Origin of the sequence: Pseudacidovorax sp. NFM-22, from assembly GCF_021401245.1 — a bacterium.
Classification (GTDB): Bacteria; Pseudomonadota; Gammaproteobacteria; order Burkholderiales; family Burkholderiaceae_C; genus Xenophilus.
Genome location: NZ_JACBFY010000003.1, coordinates 668531 through 687196 on the forward strand (window position 1 = coordinate 668531; position 18666 = coordinate 687196).

18 protein-coding genes are annotated in these 18666 nt (G+C 67.9%); 2 read left to right on the plus strand and 16 right to left on the minus strand.

Annotation, left to right across the window (positions count from 1 at the left end; genetic code table 11):
- Position 1: 1 nt before the first annotated feature.
- From xseB to L0984_RS14215, 5 genes are all read right to left on the minus strand, one after another.
- Entirely contained in the window at positions 2-328 is a 327-nt protein-coding gene (xseB, locus tag L0984_RS14195; protein ID WP_234194265.1) for an exodeoxyribonuclease VII small subunit, read from the minus strand.
- 17 nt (positions 329-345) lie between these two features.
- A complete protein-coding gene (gene xseA / locus L0984_RS14200; protein ID WP_234194266.1) occupies positions 346-2058 on the minus strand; it encodes an exodeoxyribonuclease VII large subunit in 1713 nt (570 codons plus the stop codon).
- 857 nt (positions 2059-2915) lie between these two features.
- Positions 2916-3443: a carboxymuconolactone decarboxylase family protein gene (locus tag L0984_RS14205; RefSeq protein WP_234194267.1), complete on the minus strand. Its 528-nt coding sequence runs from the start codon at positions 3441-3443 to the stop codon at positions 2916-2918.
- 45 nt (positions 3444-3488) lie between these two features.
- On the minus strand, positions 3489-4454 hold the full coding sequence (locus L0984_RS14210) for a Bug family tripartite tricarboxylate transporter substrate binding protein (protein ID WP_234194268.1): 966 nt from the start codon (positions 4452-4454) through the stop codon (positions 3489-3491).
- 71 nt (positions 4455-4525) lie between these two features.
- Positions 4526-5311 (minus strand): SDR family NAD(P)-dependent oxidoreductase, encoded by a 786-nt coding sequence (locus L0984_RS14215; protein WP_234194269.1) that lies wholly within the window; start codon positions 5309-5311, stop codon positions 4526-4528.
- A 101-nt stretch (positions 5312-5412) separates the two neighbouring features.
- Here L0984_RS14215 and L0984_RS14220 point away from each other — a divergent pair, with 101 nt between their 5' ends.
- Positions 5413-6357, plus strand: coding sequence for a LysR family transcriptional regulator (locus L0984_RS14220; protein WP_234194270.1), 945 nt, complete (start codon positions 5413-5415; stop codon positions 6355-6357).
- A 39-nt stretch (positions 6358-6396) separates the two neighbouring features.
- Here L0984_RS14220 and L0984_RS14225 read toward each other — a convergent pair whose 3' ends face one another.
- The 3 genes from L0984_RS14225 to L0984_RS14235 are packed head-to-tail and all read right to left on the minus strand — an operon-like array spanning position 6397 to position 9448.
- Positions 6397-7593 (minus strand): alpha-hydroxy acid oxidase, encoded by a 1197-nt coding sequence (locus L0984_RS14225; RefSeq protein WP_234194271.1) that lies wholly within the window; start codon positions 7591-7593, stop codon positions 6397-6399.
- A gap of 7 nt (positions 7594-7600) precedes the next feature.
- Complete coding sequence (locus L0984_RS14230; protein ID WP_234194272.1) at positions 7601-8464, minus strand: fumarylacetoacetate hydrolase family protein; 864 nt, start codon at positions 8462-8464, stop codon at positions 7601-7603.
- A 9-nt stretch (positions 8465-8473) separates the two neighbouring features.
- The gene (locus L0984_RS14235) at positions 8474-9448 is read right to left on the minus strand and encodes a Bug family tripartite tricarboxylate transporter substrate binding protein (protein WP_234194273.1); all 975 of its coding nucleotides are present in this window, start codon (positions 9446-9448) and stop codon (positions 8474-8476) included.
- A 152-nt stretch (positions 9449-9600) separates the two neighbouring features.
- On the opposite strand from L0984_RS14235, the gene L0984_RS14240 reads away from it, so the two are divergent.
- Complete coding sequence (locus L0984_RS14240) at positions 9601-10512, plus strand: LysR family transcriptional regulator (RefSeq protein WP_234194274.1); 912 nt, start codon at positions 9601-9603, stop codon at positions 10510-10512.
- Between the two features lie 98 nt (positions 10513-10610).
- Here L0984_RS14240 and L0984_RS14245 read toward each other — a convergent pair whose 3' ends face one another.
- Genes L0984_RS14245 through L0984_RS14280 form a run of 8 tightly spaced genes read right to left on the minus strand, consistent with a single transcriptional unit; the run spans position 10611 to position 18653 of the window.
- Positions 10611-11399, minus strand: coding sequence for a crotonase/enoyl-CoA hydratase family protein (locus tag L0984_RS14245; protein ID WP_234194275.1), 789 nt, complete (start codon positions 11397-11399; stop codon positions 10611-10613).
- A 15-nt stretch (positions 11400-11414) separates the two neighbouring features.
- Positions 11415-12443, minus strand: coding sequence for an acyl-CoA dehydrogenase family protein (locus tag L0984_RS14250; protein WP_234194276.1), 1029 nt, complete (start codon positions 12441-12443; stop codon positions 11415-11417).
- A gap of 11 nt (positions 12444-12454) precedes the next feature.
- On the minus strand, positions 12455-13615 hold the full coding sequence (locus L0984_RS14255; protein WP_234194277.1) for an acyl-CoA dehydrogenase family protein: 1161 nt from the start codon (positions 13613-13615) through the stop codon (positions 12455-12457).
- Positions 13612-14856: a CaiB/BaiF CoA transferase family protein gene (locus L0984_RS14260; RefSeq protein WP_234194278.1), complete on the minus strand. Its 1245-nt coding sequence runs from the start codon at positions 14854-14856 to the stop codon at positions 13612-13614. Before L0984_RS14260 ends, L0984_RS14255 begins: the two co-directional genes overlap by 4 nt.
- Complete coding sequence (locus tag L0984_RS14265; RefSeq protein WP_234194279.1) at positions 14853-15833, minus strand: Bug family tripartite tricarboxylate transporter substrate binding protein; 981 nt, start codon at positions 15831-15833, stop codon at positions 14853-14855. Before L0984_RS14265 ends, L0984_RS14260 begins: the two co-directional genes overlap by 4 nt.
- 29 nt (positions 15834-15862) lie before the next feature.
- Positions 15863-16885, minus strand: coding sequence for a tripartite tricarboxylate transporter substrate binding protein (locus tag L0984_RS14270; protein ID WP_234194280.1), 1023 nt, complete (start codon positions 16883-16885; stop codon positions 15863-15865).
- A 50-nt stretch (positions 16886-16935) separates the two neighbouring features.
- Complete coding sequence (locus L0984_RS14275; RefSeq protein WP_234194281.1) at positions 16936-17433, minus strand: MaoC family dehydratase; 498 nt, start codon at positions 17431-17433, stop codon at positions 16936-16938.
- Complete coding sequence (locus L0984_RS14280; protein ID WP_234194282.1) at positions 17430-18653, minus strand: CaiB/BaiF CoA transferase family protein; 1224 nt, start codon at positions 18651-18653, stop codon at positions 17430-17432. The genes L0984_RS14275 and L0984_RS14280 overlap by 4 nt, the downstream gene beginning before the upstream one ends.
- Positions 18654-18666: the final 13 nt, after the last annotated feature.

The following is an 18666-nucleotide window of genomic DNA, read 5'->3' on the forward strand; positions in this document are numbered from 1 at the left end:
GCTAGAACGGGATGTCGTCATCCATGTCGTCGAACGAAGCCGCGGGAGCGGCTGTCTGACCGGTGGGGCCGGGCGCTTTCGCAGGGGCAGGGCTTGCAGGCCGGGGAAAGGGCGCGGCAGGCGAGGGCGGGACCTCGACGCCGGCGCCATCGAGGGCAGCCTTCAAGGCCTCCTCCACGGCATCGATGCGCTGCTTGCAGACCTTATAAGCACTCACCGATTCAGTGACGATGGTCAGCAGGTCGTCAATGTTGGGTTCGTCCTGCGTGCGCAGGGTCTCGGCATGGCGTTGCAGCACGCCGTACGCTTCCCTAAAGCTGGTCGTCATGGGCTTGTCTTTCGTGTCTAGCCGGCCGGCTGTGCGTTGATCCGGCCGTCTCTGAACTGGATGTCGATGGTGGTGAGTGCCTGGGCCTGGACGGTGTCGGTGACGGGTTGGCCGTCGGGCGCGCGGACGATGGCGAAGCCGCGGCTGAGCGTCTTCTCCGGACCCTGGCCCGTTACTTCGCGCATGAGGGCTTCGGCACCAGCCCGTGCCTGTTGAACCGAACCCTGCGCGCGCTCTGCCAGGCGCTGCATTTGGTCAGTCACAGACTGTCGCGTGGTTCGTACCGTCGCGCCGCCTTCGGCCGTGATTGCCTGGAAGCTCAGATCTGTCCTGCTGCGTGCAGCGCCGACCTGGTCCTGTGAGTGGACGCGGATGTCGTTCATCAGCGCGGGCACCTGCTGCCGCGCCGAGGACACATGCCGTGCTGCTTCGGTGTTGGTCTGGTGTAGGAGGGCCGTGCTGCTCACCCTGGCGTCATGGATCTGGTGCAGCGCGGCGGCCTGCAGTTGGTGCAGGGTTTCGGCACTGAACTGTCGGGCGCGGCTCAAATGGGTCCTGGCATCCGCCCGGACCTGCGCGTCGTAGCGCTCCGTCTCGCTCTTCGCGCGTTGGGCGATGCGGGAAGCCGCGGCGAAGATTTCCTGTGCGGCGCGGCTGGCCTCGCGCGCGCGTCGCAGGATGTGCTGCTCGATGCCCGCGATCACCTTGCTGGGGGTGTCGAAGCGGGTGTGGGCGACCTCGTCGGGCAGCGTGTTGTCGCGTTCATGACCGATCCCGGTGAGGACCGGGATGTCCAGATCACAGATGAAGCGAACCAGGTCGTAGTCGTTGAGCCAAGCCAGGTCGTTGACAGCGCCGCCTCCTCGGATGAGCGCGATGGCGTCGGGTGGGGTGGACTTGTTCGCTTGTTCGAGCGCCATTGCCATGGCCGAAACGATCTCGCGGGCGGCACCTTCGCCCTGGAAGCGGCTGTGGACGTAGATGAAGCGGCAGATGCCGAAGCGTTCCAGCCGCTCGGCCTCTTTGCGGAAGTCGCCGAGGCCCGCGCCGTCTTCGGGGGCGACCACGACGATTGTTCGGTAGTCCCAGGGCGGCGCCAGGCGGCGGTTCTGGTCGAAGGCGCCTTCCTTTTGCAGCCGATCCCGGATCTCCTTCTTGCGCGCTTCCAGGTCGCCCAGCGTGTAGTCGGGATCGATGGCATCGATGTCGAGGCTGAAGCCGTACTGGGCGTTGAAGACCGGCCGGGCACGCACCAGAAGCTTGATGCCGGCACCGATGACGGCGCCTGTGGCCTCCTCGAACTCTGGGAGGATGCGTGAGGCGGTTGAACTCCAGATGACGCCGCGGGCTTTGGCGATGGGCTGGCCGCTACTGTCGCGTTCGGACAGCTCAAGGTAGACGTGGCCGCGTGCGCGGGCTTCGACCACCTCGACCAGGGTCCAGACGCCCTTGTTGAAGGCCTGGGCGACTGCGTTGGCGACCCCGCCCAACAGGTGCGAGAGGGAGATGCCTTTGCCGGCGGCGAGGGCGAGCGCGCCCGCGGTTGTCGGAAGCGCCAGTTCTGCTGATGAAGCGGACGTGCTGACCGATGCGGGCAACCACTGGGCGAATACCGTCAGGTCACGTCCGTCTTCGACGTACCAGCGCTTGACCGCACCGTCGAAGCGCGCGCCAAGCGACTTGGCGGCGTCCTTCTGGGCGAAGGGGACGTTGAGGTAGTGCCGGGGCATGATTTGCAATGGTTTCCTGTGCGGAGAATTGTTGCAGACCGTGCCTTCTCAGGAACGCTGAAGACGGGTGACGTGCTTGCCGGCAGTTCCTGCCGTCGGGCTCTACGGGCTTCGCCCCAGGCCGACGCGGTCGTCCTGGCCGTTTGGCTTCGATCTCTCACGCCTTCCGGCTGTCTCTGTGCGCCAGCCCGCGCGCTCAGCTCGCCTCCACGACACTGGTGGTGGGGCTGGCTTGCTGGTTCCCTTCATCCTTGCGCACCGTTCTGGGGTCACCCATAGCCTGACTCCACTCACCATCGGCCGTGGTCGTCAAGGTGGGTTGGGCGGACGCTTACTGATAGGTCGTGGTGAACAGCCGAGAGCGATATGCCGAGCCGTTGTCGATGATCATTCCAGCACGCATGTGATCAATCGATTGGGCACTCACCCAGGCGTCTTTATGGCACTTACGATGAGCCAGTCAGGTTCACTCGCACCAGCATGGACTAACAGGGCCACCAGTATCTTAAGGTCGACATCGACGACGACGGCGTGTGCGTCGTCACGCTCAATCGGCCCGACACGCTCAATGCTGCAGGCGGCCCGATGCATCCGGAGCTCGAGCGCATCTGGGTTGACATCAACGACGACCCCCGAATCAGCACCACGTCGCCCATGAAGGGTGGGATGCCCAGCATGTGCTCCCCTCCTCGATCTCTTTGGGATACACAGTGCAATCTGTCCTCGCGCCGTCCATGATTGGGTCGCCAGTGCCGCCGCATGGGTAAGTGATCCCACGCCGTCGCCCTTGAGCCCGCCGCAGACTGCGAGGCGCGCGTACTAGGCGCTCGAGGATTCGCGACGCGGCCGATTCGCGGCTATTCGCGGGCGTCGTCCGAGTGGATCTGGAGCGCCTCCAGGAATCGAGACACCATGTTGTAGGCGGCGATGGTCGCCGTCAGCTCGATGATCTGAGATGGCTCGAAGTGCGTGGCCATTTCGGCGAACACGGCGTCGGGCACATGCACATGGCGCGTCATCACTTCGGTGTAATCGAGCACCGCACGTTCTTTCGCACCGAAGAGTTGGCAGTCCTGCCAGTGGCCGAGTGCATCCAGCTTGGCCTGGCTCACGCCCTCCTTGCGGGCGATGGGCGCGTGTTGCTCGGCTTCGTATGGAGCGCCGTTGATCAGCGCGACGCGCATGATCACCAGTTCGCGCAGCGCACCGTCCAGTGAGCACTGATGGCGGATTGCCGTGAGGTAGCCGAGCCAGCCCTGCGCCACCGGCGGGCTGTGCAGCAGCATCTGGTAGAGGTGCAGCACACTGCCGCGCTCGGCGGTGATGCGCTCAGCGAGCGGGCGGACGGCGTCGTCGTCGAGTCGGGCGTAGGGAATGCGGGCCATGCTGGGGAGCCTTGTGGCGAGGGGACGGGATGGGGTCGTGAAGCGTCAATCAGTGCCGACGACACCGCGCTTGACGAGGTCGGCCATGAGCGCCGAGTCCTTGTGCACACGCGCGGTGAACGCTTCGGGCGTGCTGTTGACAATATCAAAGGCGTTCTCGGCGAAACGTGCGCTCACCTGAGGATCCCGCATCGTGTCCTGCAGCGCCTGAAGGATTTTGGCGCGCACCGCCGGGGGCAGGCCGGCGGGCGCGACCAGCCCGATCCAGGTCGGGAATTCGAAGCCGGGGATCAGTTCGTTCATGGCGGGCACCGAGGGCAACTGGCGCGACCGCGCCGGGCTGCTGACGGCAAGGGCGCGCACTTTGCCCGCCTGAATCTGCGGCAGCATCACGGACAGGCCAGCGAAAGCAAAATCGATGTGGCCGCCCAGCAGATCGGCGAGCAGTGGGCCGGCCCCTTTGTAGGGCGCGTGGGTGGTCTGCAGGCCCTTGATGATCGACAGCTGAGCGCTGTTCACGTGCCCGGCCGATGCCGTGCCGGCCGAACCATAGGCTGTGCCCGGATGCGCCTTCAAGTAGGCCACCAACTGATCGAGGTCGCGCACCGGCAATTCGTTGCGCACCACCAGCACCTGCGGCGTGGTGACCAGCAGGCTCAGGTAATCGAAGTCCTTGAATGTGTCGAAGGGCAGGTTCTTGACGATCAGGTGATTCACGGCCTGCGAGTCCAGCGCCAGCATCAGCGTATGTCCGTCGGGCTTGCTGCGCCGTAACTCCCCGGCGCCGATCGAGCCGCTGGCGCCGGGCTTGTTCTCGACCACGACCGCCTGGCCGAGCCGCTCGCCCAGCGTATTGCCCAGCGTGCGGGCCGTCTGGTCGACGGCACCGCCCGGCGCGAAGGGCACGATCAGCCGCAAGGGGGCGTTGGATGGAGCCTGGGCTCCGGCCAGTGGGGGAATCGCGCACGCCGCGCACGCGAGAAGGATGTTCGTGAAGGTTCTACGAAGCATGGGTTTGTCTCCTGTCGATGAATGTCTTGCTCGCCGACGACGTCGGTGGGCCGCACTTGGCGGCCGTATGCTCATCGTGTTGCAGCGACCAGGCCACCGTCGACGATGATCTCGGTGCCGGTGACGTAGCGGCTCTCGTCGGCAGCCAGGAACAGCGCGGCATGGGCCGTGTCCCAGCCGTCGCCCATTCGCTGCATCGGCACCTGGCCGTTGCGGTGCTCGATGAAGGCCTGGGTGTTCCCGTTGGCGTACTTCGCGGCCAGGCCTTCGATCAGGGGCGTATGCATCAGGCCGGGTACCACGCAGTTCATGCGGATGCCGTCAGCGGCGTGGATCACGGCGCTGGTGCGCGTGAAATGCAGAAGCCCGGCCTTGGCGGCGGCGTACGCCACCTGCGGCTTGCCCACGTAGCGCAGGCCTGCCACCGAGGCGATGTTGACGATGGCGCCCGAACGCCGCGCCCGCATCCCAGGGATGACGTGCTTGCAGGTGAGGAAGGCGCTTTTGAGGTTCACGTCCATCTGTGCGTCCCAGACCGCCTCGTCCATGTCAGCGGGGCCGCCCGGCTGCGACAGGCCGACGTTGTTGACCAGCACGTCGATGCGGCCAAAGCGCGCGATACATGCGGCCACCGCCTGCGCCACCTGCGCGGACTGCGTCACGTCGCAGGCAAGCACCTCGGCTTGCCCCCCCTCGGACGCAATCAGGTCCAAAGTGGCCTGTGCGGCAGACAGCTTCAGGTCGGTGCCGAACACCTGCGCTCCTTGCCGTGCAAAGAGAACGGCGATGGTGCGGCCGTTGCCCCAACCGTCGGCCACTGCCCCGCATCCCATCACCAGCGCCACCTTGTTCGTCATGTCCAGCACATCGTCTCCTCAAAGATTCGAGAGCCGCGATGCTAGGGATCGCCCATTCATGGGTGAAGTTCTTTCTTTCTATCCATTCATAGAATCAGTGCATGAATGCGTCTCCCCGCCAACTTCGGATGTTCCTTGCACTGTCCGTCTCGCTGAACTTCAGCCGGACGGCCGAGAAGTTCTTCGTAACCCAGCCCTCGCTGAGCAAGGCGATCCGCGACTTGGAGGAGGAGCTCGGACTCAAGCTGTTCGAGCGCAGCACGCGCAACGTACGGCTGACAGCGGCCGGAGAGCGCCTGGCCGTGGTTGCGCGGGACGTGGTGGGGGAATTCGACGCCGGCTTGCAGCGACTGCAGTCGCACGCGCAGCGGGAGATCAGGCAACTGAGCGTTGCAGCACTGCCATCGCTGGCGAGCGTGTTGTTGCCGGCAGTCTGCGCATCGCTGGAGGAACGATTCGGCGCGCCGCACATCACGATCCGCGACTGCAGCAATGCGGCGTCCATCGATCACCTTGCCAACCACCGGGTCGACTTCTCGCTCGGCTCGGTCGCGCCCTCGCATCCGGAACTCCACTATGAGGAGGTGTTGCGTGATCGCTTCGTGCTGCTATCTGCCGGCGCGCTGCGTCGGCGCGTCGGTGCATCCAGGACCTTGGATGAACTCACGGCGCTGCCGCTGATCAGCATGACCGATGCCAGTACTGCGATGCGCTACATGTCCGCAGCCTATCTGCAGCGGGGAATGGAGTTCCGTCCCTGCATGCAATTCGATCAGGTCGGCACGATCGCCGGATTCGTGCGCCAGGGCCTGGGCGTCGCGGTGCTGCCTTACCTGGGCATGATGCCGCTGCTGGACCAGCGCGGCATGCGCGTTTCGGAGATCAGCGATGGACCCATTCGTTCGGTCGGCATCGTGACTCGCCGCCGCGGGCCGCTGAGCGAGATCGCCGAGCACGCAACGCGGGCGGTGCGGACGGTCGCCGGGCAACTGATCGAGCGGCACGCTGGACTCGTGCTCGCGCCGAGCCGAAGCCTGCCGCATTGAAGGACAGTGCCCGCTCGTTTCCCTAAAAGCATTGCCAGCCTAGGGCCGGTGCGCGGTCGCGGACAGGCCTGGGCGCAGAGGAACGAGGCAGGAGGAGTCCAACTGCGCGAGAGTGGTCATGCCCATCATGGCCATGTTCTTCGAGATCTCCTCGCGCAGCAGTGCGATTCCGTGCGCAACGCCAGCGGCGCCCGCCACCGAGGCTGCGTAGTTGAAGGGACGACCGATGAACACTGCCGCGGCGCCCAGGGCGATGGCCTTGACGACATCGGTTCCGCGCCGCGCGCCGCTGTCGAGCATGACTGGACCGCCGCGGAACTGTTCGAGCACAGCCGGCAATGCGCGCATCGGCGGGACGGCGCCATCGAGTTGCCGGCCGCCATGGTTCGACACGATGATGCCGTCGACGCCATGATCGGCCGCCTTGCGGGCATCCAGAGGATTCAGGATGCCCTTGAGCACGAGCCTGCCCTTCCACCTGTCGCGGATCTGGGCGATATGGCCCCAGGTGAGATGTCCGCGCTGTGCGATGTCCACATCGAGTGTCTTGGAGAAGATGGGCGCACCGCGCTCGCCATGCCAGTTCTCGAAGTGAGGCATCCCGTGATGGACGAAAGTGCGGGCGAGCACACCCAGCAGCCAGCGGGGATGGGTGAGGCCTTGCCACGCCAGACGCGCCGTAGGACGCAGCGGGGACGAAAAACCGACGCGTACGTTGTTCTCCCGATTGGCCGGGGAGGGCGTGTCGACGGTGATGACCAGGGTGCCAAAGCCGGCGCGCGCCACGCGGTCGATCAGCGCATCCATCTGGTCCTGCCGGCGCGAAAGATAGGCCTGGAACCATGTTCCCGGTGCTGCGCGTGCGACCTCTTCCATGGGAATGAGTGACCAGCCGCTCATGATGGCGGGCACGTTGGCCCGTGCGGCGGACTCCGCCAGGACGATGTCGCCGCGATAAGCCGTCATGGATGCGACGCCCATCGGTGCGATGCCGAACGGCGCGCTGTAGCGGTGGCCGAAGATCTCGACCGACTGCTCTCGCGCCGAGATGTCGACCAGCACGCGGGTGGTCAACGCATAGTCCGCGAACGACTGCTCGTTCTCCCGCAGCGAGTGGCCATCCTCGCAAGCGCCAGAGACGTAACCGTAGAGCGCCGCAGGCAGGCGCTTGCGCGCGAGGGCCTCGAAATCCTTCAGTGCCAGAACCTTGGCAAGTGCGCGATGGGCGTGGGGCATGTTCTCGTCAGGCTTGCGCGACGATGGGGTTACGCAGCGTTCCTATCGCCTCGATCTCGACCTCGCACAGGTCGCCCGGCTTCATGTAGACCGGCGGCGTGTGGCTCAGGCCCACGCCCGCCGGCGTGCCGGTGGCGATCACGTCACCGGGCGAGAGCGTGAAGATGGTCGACGCGTAGGCAATCAGCTTGGGGATTCCGAAGATCAGCAACTCCGTCGTGGCGTTCTGGACCTCCCTGCCGTTCAGGCGGGTGATCAGCCGCAGGTGGCGGCCGGGCGCGATCTCGTCGGCAGTGACCATCCACGGGCCGAAGGCGCCCGTCGATTCGAAGTTCTTCCCGGCGCAGATGGCCTTGGCATGGAACTGCCATTCCCGCACGCTGCCGTCGTTGTAGCAGGCGTAGCCTGCAATGTGCTCATAGGCATCCGCCTCCGGAATATCTCGTCCGCCGCGTCCGATGATCACCGCGAGCTCGCCCTCCCAGTCGAGCGTCTGCGACACCCGGGGCGTGACCATGGGCGCGCCATGCGCGCACTGCGACCGCCACACGCGAAGAAAGATCGGCGGCTGCTCGTGGAGGTCGCCCTGGATGCCGATTGCCTGCACCTCCTTGTGGTGATCCAGGTAGTTGCGGGCGACGCACACGATCTTCTCGGGGCGCGGAATGACCGGCAGGAGCGTCAGGCCATCCACGAGCCCTACAGGAAGGCCCTGCGCGACAAGGTTTTCGCGCTGCGAATAGCGCTCGCTGGCCAGGAAGTCTGCGAGCGTGTCGCAGCCCGCGGCATCGCGCAGGTCGACGACCTGGCCGTCGCCGAGAACGGCACCCCACGATTCACGCCCGGCGTTCAGAAAAGACAGCAGTCGCACGTCAGTACCTCAATCCAGGGTGATGTTCTTGGACTTGATGAACGCTTGCCAGGTCTCGACATCCTTCTTCAGGTAGGCCGCGAACTCGTTCGGATTCATGTTGATCGTCTCGAAGCCCAGGGTCTTGAGCTTGGCCTGGGTCGCTGGATCCTGCAGCGAGTCGGAAACGGCCTTGTGCAAGGTCTCGACCACCGGCTTGGGCGTGCCCGCAGGCACCAGCAGGCCCATCCACGTCATGACGTCGAAGCCCTTGACGCCCTGCTCGGCGATCGTGGGCAGCTCTGGCGCCGCCTTCGAGCGTTTCTCCGTCGTCACGCCCAGGATGCGGATGCGACCGTCGGCGGCCATGGGCGCCGAGGAAGAGTAGCCGTCGAACATGGCGTGCACATTGCCCGCGACGAGGTCCACCAGTGCAGGCGAGCTGCCCTTGTACGGCACGTGGGTCATCTCGATGCCAGCCATGCTCTTGAAGAGTTCAGCCTCCAGATGGGTCGTCGTGCCAGCCCCTACGGAAGCGTAGTTGACCTTGCCCGGGTTGGCCTTGGCCCAGGCGATGAACTCGCCCACGTTCCTGGCTGGGACCTGCGGATTCACCGACAGCACGTGCGTGATCGATGCCATCAGCGATACCGGTGAAAAGCTCTTGAGCGGGTCGTAGCCGACGTTGTTCTTGTAGAGCGACGGTGCGACACCGAGCGACGATGCGGCGAACAGCACGGTGTAGCCATCGGGCTGCGCGCGCGCCACGGTTGCCGAAGCGATCGTGGTGCCGGCGCCGGGCTTGTTGTCGACGATCACCGATTGCTTCAACTGCGTGGCCATGCGGACGGCAACCTCCCGTGCGAGCGCGTCGGCTGCGCCCCCGGCCGTGAATGGCACGACGATGGTGACGGGCTTGGCCGTGGGGAAGGCCTGTGCGAAGCTGCCGGAACTGCAGGCCAGCAGGCTCGCGCAAAGCAGCGTGTGAGCAAATCGTTTGTTCATGGTGTCTCCTTTTCGTTGCGCGTGTGGGGGTACGGACTGCCGTGCACGTCAGCTCGCCCGTCAGTCTCCGATTCATAGCTGCGATACGAGCTTAGTTGCCAATGGGCACTGAGATGAAGTTCCTTTTTCGACTTCATTGATAGACTGGAAGAATGAATCTGACGCCCCGCCAGTTGCAGGTGTTCGTGTTCCTGGCCCAGACACTGAGCTTCAGCCGCACCGCCGACGCATTCCATGTGGCGCAGCCGACGCTGAGCAAGACCGTCAGAGAAATCGAGGAGGCGATGGGCGTGCGCCTGTTCGAGCGAACGACCCGGACCGTGCGCCTGACGGTCGATGGCGAAGCCCTGCTGCCCTTGGCGCGGCGCCTGGTGGCGGACCTCGACGCTGGCATGACGGAACTGGAGGAGGTGTTGCGAGCACGGTCTCACGGCCTGGCCATTGCGGCATTGCCCACGCTCGCCGCAACGCTGCTTCCGCCCATCGTGGCGCGCATCCGGCAGGAGGAGCCCCGGTCGGTGATCCGCATCCATGACGTCGTCACCGACGAGGCGATCGACATGCTGCGTTCACGGCGGGTCGATCTCGCCCTCACGAGCATTGACATCGTCCATAACGACCTTGCCCACTCCGAGATTTTTCGTGAGCCCTTCGTGCTCTTGACGAAGGTCGAGCATGTGCCGCCCTTCTCGTCGTGGCTTCATGGCGAACTTGCAGCGCTCCCGATGATTTCCATGCCCAGGGGCACCGGCACGCGGCAGACGCTGGATGCCGCCTTCATGGATGCAGGCGTGCGTTTCCGCCCAGAGCTGGAGCTGCGCGAGCTCAACTCGATCGCGCGCTTCGTCCTGGCGGGGTGCGGTACCGCGCTGCTGCCGCTGACCGCTGCAGAGCTTGTTCGAATGCCGGGGCTGGCATGGCATCGGCTCTCGGGTGCGCCGGAGCGGGTCGTGGGCATCGTGTCGCGCAAGGAGGTGGGCCTCACCGCCTTGGCTGCGCGAGCCATGGAGCTCATTCGCACCAGCGCTGCGCGATCACGCACCGGGCCGCCGCCCGATGCTTGAGCCGTCCATGGGCTGACCGCAACGCCACCCATCGCACCCGCGGGCGCTCCTCTGCCAGTGGGGCCTTCCGGCGGCAAGCCGCTCTCGAGCGGCCCCTCTCAGGCGAACCGTGCCGCCCGTTTCTCCACGAACGCCATCACCGCCTCCCGGTGGTCCGCCGTCTTGTGCGCGATGGCCTGGTAGCCGGCCGACATTTCCAGCAAGGATTCCAGCGAGGCCTGCTGTCCTTCGCGCAGCAGCCGCTTGGTCATGCGCATCACGGCACCGGGGTTGGCCGCAATGCGCTGGGCCAGTGCGCGGGCGGTGTCCAGCAAGGCCTCGGGCGCAACCACGCGGCTGACCAGGCCGCAGGCCAGCGCTTCGCGCGCGTCGATGGCGTCGCCCGTGAAGGCCATCTCCGATGCCTTGGCCATGCCCACGGCGCGGGGCAGCAGCCAGGCGCCGCCGTCGCCGGGCACGATGCCCACGCGCACGAAGCTCTCTGCGAACGTCGCGGTCTCGCTGGCGATGCGGATGTCGCACATGCAGGCCAGGTCCAGCCCGGCGCCGATGGCGGGGCCGTTGATGGCGCAGATGACCGGCACGTCCAGGTGGTAGAGCGCGCGCGGAATGCGCTGGATGCCCTGGCGGTATTCCTCGCGGATGCGGTCGGGCGTGAGCGCGTCGTCGAAGAAGCGCTGCATGTCCTTGACGTTGCCGCCCGAGCTGAACACGGGGCCGGCGCCGGTCAGGATGACGGCCTTGACGCTGGCGTCGGCGCGAATGGCGTCGCACGCCTGGACGAACTCTTCCACCGCGGTGTTGCCGGTCAGGGCGTTGCGGGTCTGGGGCTGGTCCATGGTCAGGATGACGATGGTGCCTTCGCGGGTGTGGGTGAGGAAGGACATTGGGACAGCGGGCCTTCAGGCGGGTTGGGACACGGTGGGATCGGTGAGCGTGCGCAGCCAGTCGAGCGTGGTGTGCGCGCCCCCGTTGATCAGCGCGGCACCGGCCACGTCCCACCAGTAGGACTCGGCACCGCCGCACTGGCGCCAGGCATGGAGCCGGCGGGTGTGCAGTTGCAGGTCGAACTCGGCGGTGAAGCCGATGGCGCCATGGATGGCATGGCCAGCCTCGGCCACGGCCAGCGCGGCCTGGCTGCAGCGGGCCTTGGCGACGGCCACGCGCAGCCGGTCGGGCCAGGGTCCCGCCGCGGCGCAGCCCAGTTGCGCGGCCATGCGCGCGGCGAAGACCTGCTCGCTCATCACGGCCAGCTGATGCTGGATTGCCTGGAACTTGCCGATCGGCCGGCCGAACTGCTGGCGCTCGTTGGCATGCGCCAGCGTGCGGGTGAACACGATCATCAGGCCGCCGGCCAGATGTGCCGCGGCCTGGATGGCGAGCAGCGTGCGGGCGTCGATCCCGGTCGGCGCTTCGAGCGCCAGCCGCGGTGCATCGGCCATCGCGCCGGCCGACCAGTGCAGGCCGGCGTCGAGGACGAAGGCCGCGTCGCTCAGCGTGGCGGTGCGCACGGGCAGCAGGTGCCAGCCGTCGGCGGCCTGCACCAGCACCTGGGCGGCCACGCGGGCCGCCGCCACGCTCGCACAGCGCAGGCCGCCTTCGCCATCGGGCGAGGCCTCGGCCAGGGCGATGGGACCGGCGGGCGACGCATGGCCCGCCCTGGCGAGCAGCGCCCGCGCCAGCATGGTGGTGCCCAGGGGCAGCGGCAGCGCATGCGCCCCCGCCGACGCCCACAGGCCGAAGACCTCGGGCAGCGAGAGTCCGGCGCCGCCCTGCGCCTCGGGCACCAGGGCATCGGCAAAGCCGGCGTCTTCGAGCGCTTTCCAGAGGGTGGTGATGTCGCCGCCCGCCTCGATGGCGCGCACGGCCTCGGGGGTGCAGCGGTCGCGCAGCAGTGCCTCGGCCGCGTCGGTCAACAGATCGTCTTGCATGTGTCTTGTCCTCAGCGCAGGCCCAGGCCGCGGGCGATCATGCCGCGCAGGATGTCGCGGGTGCCGCCGCGCAGCGAATACGAAGGCGCCACCTCGGTCACGTAGCGCAGGGTGCGCAGCAGCTCGGCGGGTACGTCCACCGCGTCGCGACTGAAGATGTCGTCGGCGATGGCGGCGGGAATGAACTGCTCCAGCGTCGTGCCCAGCTCCTTGACGAGCGCGGCTTCGACGATGGGGCTCTGGCCGCGCACCAGCCGGTCCTGAACGGCCACCGACATGGCACGCAGAGGCGCCAGCTCCGTGAGAATGCGTCCGGCCAGGCGCAGCGCGGCCTCGCTGCGGCCCTGCGGCGTGCGCACCCAGGCCAGCCATTCGTCGAAGAGCACGATGCTGGAGAACAGGCGCTCGGGCCCGCTGCGCTCGAAAGCCAGTTCGGCCGTCACCTGTTCCCAGCCCTGCCCTTCGCGGCCGATGAGCGCGTCGGCCGGCAGCTGGACGTTGTCGAAGAAGACTTCGCAGAAATGCCGGTCGCCCGACAGGTCGGTGATGGGCCGCACGGTCACACCGGGCAGGCTCAGGTCCACGATGACCTGCGACAGGCCCTGGTGACGGTCGGTGGCCTCGCCCGAGGTGCGCACCAGCGCGATCATGTACTGGCAGTGGTGGGCGTTGGTGGTCCAGATCTTCTGGCCGTTGAGCACGAAGCCGCCGCCTTCCCTGGGTACGGCGCGGGTGCGCACGCTGGCCAGGTCGGAGCCGGCGCCGGGCTCGCTCATGCCGATGCAGAAGAAGGCCTCGCCGCGGCAGATGCGCGGCAGGTAGTAGCGCTTCTGTGCCTCGGTGCCGTACTTGAGGATCAGCGGCCCGCTCTGGCGGTCGGCGATCCAGTGAGAGCCCACGGGCGCGCCGCAGGCCAGAAACTCCTCCACCAGCACATAGCGCGCGAAGGCCGTGCGTCCACCGCCGCCGTATTCGGGCGGAAGGGTGATGCCGATCCAGCCGCGCTGGCCCAGCGCGCGGCTGAGCTCGGTGCTGTAGCCGCCCCACGAGCGCGCCCGCACATGTGGCGGCAGGCCGGCGACGGCCTCGGCCAGGAAGGCGCGCACCTCGGCACGCAGGGCTTCGTCCTCGGCCGGGATGGCGGTGAGTGCGAGCGAATCGAGCACGCTCATGCCAGGACTCCTTGATCGAACAGTTGTTGAATGGCTTCGGCCGACAGGCCCAGGTGGTCGGTCAGCACTTCGCGGGTGTGCTGGCCCAGCTGCGGAGCGGCAGCCCGGTAGCTGACCGGGGTGTCCGACAGTCGGATCGGGCTGGCGACCATCGGCACCGGGCCGGCTTGCGGATGCGGCATGGTCATGCGCAGGCCGCGGGCGATGACCTGCGGGTCCTCGAACACGTCGGCCACGGTGTTGATGGGACCGCAGGGCACGGCGTGCTGCTCCAGCAGCGCGATCCAGTCGCGGGTGCTGCGCGTGCGGGTGAGTGTGCGCAACTGCGCCACCAGCACTTCACGGTTTGCCAGCCGGGCCGTGTTGGTGGCAAAGCGCGCGTCCGCGGCCCAGTCGGGCTGGCCTGCGGCGTCGCAGAAGCGGCGGAACTGCCCGTCGTTGCCGATGGCCAGGATCATGTGGCCGTCCGCCGTCTGAAAGTCCTGGTAGGGCACGGTGTTGGGATGCGCGTTGCCCATGCGGCGCGGCACGCCGCCGCCATAGAGGTAGTTCATGCCCTGGTTGGCCAGGCAGGCGACCTGCACGTCCAGCAGAGCCATGTCGATGTGCTGGCCGCGACCGGTGTGTTCGCGCGCCTGCAGCGCAGCCAGGATGGCCGTGCTGGCGTACAGGCCGGTCAAGATGTCGGCCAGGGCCACGCCGACCTTGGCCGGTCCGCCGCCGGGTGCGTCGTCGGGTTGGCCCGTCACGCTCATGAGGCCACCCATGCCCTGGATCAGGAAGTCGTAGCCGGCCCGGTGCGCATACGGCCCGGTGTGGCCGAAGCCGGTGATGGAGCAGTAGACGAGGCGCGGGTTGATCGCCAGCAGGCTGTCGGCGTTCAGCCCATAGGCGGCCAGGCCGCCCGTCTTGAAGTTCTCGATCAGCACGTCGCTGCGCTGCGCCAGTTCGCGCACCAGCGCCTGCCCCGCGGGCTGGGTGATGTCGATCGCGACCGAGCGTTTGTTGCGGTTGGCGCACTGGTAGTAGGCCGACTCGCCGGTGGGCTGGCCAGCGGCGTCGGTGACGAAGGGCGGGCCCCAGGCGCGCGTGTCGTCGCCTGAGCCGGGCCGCTCCACCTTGATCACGTCCGCGCCCAGGTCGCCCAGCGTCTGGCTGGCCCAGGGGCCGGCCAGCACGCGCGACAGGTCCAGCACGCGGATGTGGCCGAGCGCGCCGGCCGGCGTGGCGCCCAGGGTCATTGCAGCGGCACCTTCGCCTGCTCGACGATGCGCTTCCACAGCGCGATCTCCTTCTGCTGGAAGTCGCGCATCTGCGCCGGGCCGCCGGTCATGGGTGTGGCGCCCAGGCGCTCATAGAAGGCGCGCGTCTCGTCCATGCGCGACACGGTGGTGAAGAGCTCGGCCAGGCGCGCCGTCTCTGCCGCCGGCGTGCGTGCCGCCACCATGGCGCCCACCCAGGTGTAGGCCTCGAAGCCGGGCAGGCCGGCCTCGGCCGCGGTGGGCACCTCGGGCGCCACGGCGACGCGGCGGTCGGCGGCCACCGCCAGCACTTTCACGCGGCCACCGCGTGCCAGCTCCTGCACGGCCGTGACTTCGGCGAAGGTGTAGTCCACCTGGCCGCCCGCCACGGCCGTGATCGCTTCGGCCGCGCTTTTGAAGGGCACGTGCACGGTCTGCACCTTGGCCACGTCGTTGAGCAGCTCGCCCATGAGCTGGTAGCCCGCCGAGCCCGCGCCGAAGTTGATGCGCCCCGGCTCGGCGCGGGCCTTGGCCAGCAGGCCCTGCAGGTCCGCATAGGGCGCCGCGGGCCCGACGGCGAGCATGGCGGGCGAGCGCATCATCATCGTTAGCGGCGAGAAGTCGGCCACCGGGTCGTAGGGCAACTGGCGGAACAGCGCGGCGTTGACGGCCAGCGTGGAATTGCTGCCGATGAACACGGTGTAGCCGTCCGGTGGCGCCGCCAGCACCTGGCGCACGGCCAGGAAGCCGTTGGCGCCCGGCTTGTTCTCGACCACGACGGGCTGGCCGGTGAGCGCCTGCAACTGCCGCGCGAAGTAGCGCGCCGAGGTGTCGGTGCCGCTGCCGGGTCCGAAGGGCACGACGAACCGCAGGGGCCGCGAGGGAAAAACGGGCTGCGCCTGCGCGTTGGCGCTGGCGGTCGCGAGCGCAGCGGCTGCGGCGCCAGCGGCCAGCAGGGTTCTACGGGTCAGGGTCATGGTGCGTGTCTACTCGACGGGTATCCCGCTCACTCGAGCGTGACGCCGGTGGCCTTGACCACGCCCGCCCAGCGCGCCAGCTCCTTGCGGATGTAGACGCCGTATTCCTCGGGCGTGGAGCCCAGCGGCTCCGTGCCCTGCTGCGCCAGGCGTTCGCGCACGTCGGCGCTGCGCAGGGCCTTCATGACTTCGGCATTGAGCCGCTGCACGACGGCCGGCGGCGTCGCGGCCGGCACCATCAGGCCCTGCCAGGCGCCGGCCTCGAAGCCGGGCATGACCGTCTCGTCCAGCGTGGGCACGTCCGGGAAGAGCGACATGCGCTTAGCGGTGGTCACGGCCAGCAGCTTCATGCGCTTGTCGCGCACGAAGGCCATGACCGAGTTGACCGTGTCGGTCATGAACTGGATCTGGCCGCCGGCCAGGTCCACGTCGGCCGGCGCGCTCCCCTTGTAGGGCACATGCGTGGCATCGATGCCCTGTGCCCGCACGAACTGGTAGGCCCCCAGGTGCGTCACGTTGCCGTTGCCTGCCGAGCCGTAGGACAGCTTGCCGGGGTTGGCCTTGGCGTAGGCCACGAATTCACGCACGTTGTTGGCCGGCACGCCGGGATTCACCACCAGCGCCAGCGGCACCACCGCCGTGAGGGCCACCGGCGCCAGGTCGCGCAGCACGTCGTAGGGCATGCTCTTGTAGAGCGCCGGGCTGAGCGCGACGGACGAGGTGTTGTAGAGCACCGTGTAGCCGTCGGGTGCGGCCTTGGCCACATAGGCCGAGCCGATGTTGCCGTTGGCGCCGGGCTTGTTGTCCACCATCACCGGCTGGCCCATCTGCTCCGACAGCTTCTGCGCCAGCACGCGGGCGATCAGGTCGGTGGGGCCACCGGGCGGGAAGGGCACCACCATCGTGATGGCCTTGGTGGGGTAGGCATTGGGCGCAGCCGGCTGGGCCTGGGCAGGCAGGGCGGAGAGGACGCCGGTCAAGGCGGCGGTCAAGGTTAGCGCGACCCGTCGGCGGTCGATGCCGGGCGGGCGGCGGTTCTGGGGGGCTTGCATGGGTTTGTCTCCGTCGTTGTTCGAAAGGGAAGGCAGCGCGTCGCGCTGGCTCAGTCGCGCCCGGCCAGCAGCCGCGTGGCGGTGTAGGTCATCACCATTGCGCCGTGCTGGTTGTGCACGTCGATGCGGGAGGTGACGACGGCGCGGCCGTGGCGGGAGGTGGGGCGGATGGCCGTGACCTCGATCACGGCCTCGATGGTGTCGCCCACCTGCACGGGCGCCAGGATCTTCTGGTGCAGCTCCAGCATGGCCAGGCCCGTGCCCTGGATCATGGTCTGCAGGATGAAGCCCTCGATCAGGGTGTAGGTGAGCGCACCCGGCACGGGCCGTCCTGCCATCGCGGCGCCCTCGTAGCCGTCCTCGATGAAGATGGCTTCGAGCATGCCGGTGACGCCGATGAACTGCACCAGGTCCGTCTCGGTGATGGTGCGGCGGAAGGTGCGCATGCGCTGGCCGACGTGCAGGTCCTGCCAGACGAAGCCCTGGCCCAGGCGGGGCAGGCTGCGGTCGATGCCGGTGACGGTGGGGGAGGCGGCGAGATCGGTCATGGCGTGGTGGAGGCGGGTTGAAGGGGGGCTGCGCCAGAGGTCGGGGTGGGCGGCTTCGATGCCATGACGGCGTCGATCTGCGCAGGGCTGCATCCCGCCTCTGCCAGCAGCGTGCGGGTATGGGCGCCCAGGCGCGGCGGCATGGCGATGCCGGGCCGCTGGCCGTCGAAGCGCACCGGCACGCCGGGGAAGCGCACCGTGCCCATGGCCTCGTCCTCCAGCTGCTCGAAGAAGCCCGTCTGCGCCAGGTGCGGATCGTCCGGCAGCGTGTCGAGGCGTCCGATCGGCGCGGCGGGTATCTCCAGGCGCTCGCACACCTCGAGCCAGTGCGCGGTGTCGTGTCGCCGGGTGAACTGGCAGGCCAGCTCCAGCAGGTCGGCAATGTTCGCGGTGCGCGCCGCGATGTCGGCGAAGCGCGGGTCGCCGGCCAGTTCCGGCACCCCCACCTCGGCGAAGAAGCGCTGCCAGTGCAGGTCGGTGTAGGGCATCATGGCCACGAAGCCATCGGCCGTCGGGCAAGGCCGGCGCCATGGTGCCAGCACCCGGGGGTAGCCGGCCGGTCCGCGCGCCGGCTCGAAGTGCTGGCCGTACAGATGCTCCACCAGGTTGAAACCCACCATGGACTCGAACATGGGGATCTCCACGAAGGCGCCTTGGCCCGTGCGTTCGCGCTGCATCAGTGCAGCCAGGATGGCATGGGCGGCCACGTGCGCGCAGGTCTTGTCGGCAGCGATGGTGGGCAGGTAACGCATCTCGCCGGCCTGCCGGGACATCAGGTCGGCCAGGCCCGACATGCCCTGGATCACATCGTCATAGGCCGGTCGGCCCGCATAGGGGCCTGGTAGAAAGCCAAGCAGGCTCGCGTACACCAGGCGGGGATGGCGGGCGCGCAACTCATCCGGTGCGATGCCCAGGCCCGCCAGCTTCTGCGGCCGCATGCTGTGCATGAACACGTCGGCCGTGGCCACCAGCGCCTGCAGCGCATCGCGGGCCTCGGGCCGCTTCAGATCGAGCACCACGCTCTTCTTGCTGCGGTTGGCACCCAGGAACATGGCGGCCATGCCGGGCTCCACACCGGGTCCGGTGTGTCGGGTCGAGTCGCCCTCGGGGCCTTCCACCTTGATCACCTCGGCGCCATAGTCGGCCAGCACCTGGCTGGCCAACGGTCCGAAGATCACGGTGGACAGGTCCAGCACGCGCAGGCCCTGCAAAGGCGTCATCGCCATGTCTCCG

What these genes read in the sequence shown, in the direction of transcription:
- xseB (WP_234194265.1), bottom strand. Translation starts at nt 328, where the DNA reads ATGACGACCAGCTTTAGGGAAGCGTACGGCGTGCTGCAACGCCATGCC.
- xseA (WP_234194266.1), bottom strand. Translation starts at nt 2,058, where the DNA reads ATGCCCCGGCACTACCTCAACGTCCCCTTCGCCCAGAAGGACGCCGCC.
- L0984_RS14205 (WP_234194267.1), bottom strand. Translation starts at nt 3,443, where the DNA reads ATGGCCCGCATTCCCTACGCCCGACTCGACGACGACGCCGTCCGCCCG.
- L0984_RS14210 (WP_234194268.1), bottom strand. Translation starts at nt 4,454, where the DNA reads ATGCTTCGTAGAACCTTCACGAACATCCTTCTCGCGTGCGCGGCGTGC.
- L0984_RS14215 (WP_234194269.1), bottom strand. Translation starts at nt 5,311, where the DNA reads ATGACGAACAAGGTGGCGCTGGTGATGGGATGCGGGGCAGTGGCCGAC.
- L0984_RS14220 (WP_234194270.1), top strand. Translation starts at nt 5,413, where the DNA reads ATGAATGCGTCTCCCCGCCAACTTCGGATGTTCCTTGCACTGTCCGTC.
- L0984_RS14225 (WP_234194271.1), bottom strand. Translation starts at nt 7,593, where the DNA reads ATGCCCCACGCCCATCGCGCACTTGCCAAGGTTCTGGCACTGAAGGAT.
- L0984_RS14235 (WP_234194273.1), bottom strand. Translation starts at nt 9,448, where the DNA reads ATGAACAAACGATTTGCTCACACGCTGCTTTGCGCGAGCCTGCTGGCC.
- L0984_RS14240 (WP_234194274.1), top strand. Translation starts at nt 9,601, where the DNA reads ATGAATCTGACGCCCCGCCAGTTGCAGGTGTTCGTGTTCCTGGCCCAG.
- L0984_RS14245 (WP_234194275.1), bottom strand. Translation starts at nt 11,399, where the DNA reads ATGTCCTTCCTCACCCACACCCGCGAAGGCACCATCGTCATCCTGACC.
- L0984_RS14250 (WP_234194276.1), bottom strand. Translation starts at nt 12,443, where the DNA reads ATGCAAGACGATCTGTTGACCGACGCGGCCGAGGCACTGCTGCGCGAC.
- L0984_RS14255 (WP_234194277.1), bottom strand. Translation starts at nt 13,615, where the DNA reads ATGAGCGTGCTCGATTCGCTCGCACTCACCGCCATCCCGGCCGAGGAC.
- L0984_RS14260 (WP_234194278.1), bottom strand. Translation starts at nt 14,856, where the DNA reads ATGACCCTGGGCGCCACGCCGGCCGGCGCGCTCGGCCACATCCGCGTG.
- L0984_RS14265 (WP_234194279.1), bottom strand. Translation starts at nt 15,833, where the DNA reads ATGACCCTGACCCGTAGAACCCTGCTGGCCGCTGGCGCCGCAGCCGCT.
- L0984_RS14270 (WP_234194280.1), bottom strand. Translation starts at nt 16,885, where the DNA reads ATGCAAGCCCCCCAGAACCGCCGCCCGCCCGGCATCGACCGCCGACGG.
- L0984_RS14275 (WP_234194281.1), bottom strand. Translation starts at nt 17,433, where the DNA reads ATGACCGATCTCGCCGCCTCCCCCACCGTCACCGGCATCGACCGCAGC.
- L0984_RS14280 (WP_234194282.1), bottom strand. Translation starts at nt 18,653, where the DNA reads ATGACGCCTTTGCAGGGCCTGCGCGTGCTGGACCTGTCCACCGTGATC.